The organism is Clostridium sp. HV4-5-A1G (assembly GCF_900184915.1).
Lineage (GTDB): Bacteria > Bacillota > Clostridia > Clostridiales > Clostridiaceae > Clostridium_B > Clostridium_B aromativorans.
In genome coordinates, this window is sequence record NZ_FXYI02000398.1 from 1 (window position 1) to 507 (window position 507).

1 pseudogene is annotated in these 507 nt (G+C 40.6%); it reads left to right on the forward strand.

Annotated features, from left to right (window positions below):
* Nucleotides 1-432, forward strand: a pseudogene (locus tag J5G60_RS18745) (IS200/IS605 family accessory protein TnpB-related protein); the annotation flags it as partial.
* Nucleotides 433-507 lie beyond the last annotated feature (75 nt).

Below are 507 nucleotides of genomic sequence, written 5' to 3' on the forward strand. Positions count from 1 at the left end.
AAAGCACCCAAATTACAGGTAAAGCACTATAAATGTCCTGCCCTTTACAGGGGTAATATGTTTAAAATGCTGGACAGAAACCATGCCCAGATAAAGATATATAAAAACAATGACTGGGTGTGGCTCAGGGTATCTCTAAGGAAGCAGGACATAAAGTATATAGAAAAAAACTGCAGAGGCAGAAAGTTTTCGCCGATACTTGTCAGGAAAGGTAGGAACTATTACCTGCAGTTTGCATATGAAAACGAAGTAGAGTTCAGGGAAACATCCCTTAAAGATAGAATAGTGGTATCCGTAGATCTTGGCATAAATCACTCCGCAGTATGCAGTGCAGTTGATTCAAAAGGAACTGTCACCGGCAGGAAGTTCATAAACCAGCCGGAAGAAAAAGACCTGATGAATCACCTGGTAGGCAGATTGTGCAGAAAATAGAAACAGAGCGGGAAAAAGGCAAAATTGACCAGGGCATGGAATAAGATAAACAACCTGAAAAGAGAAATAACCAAC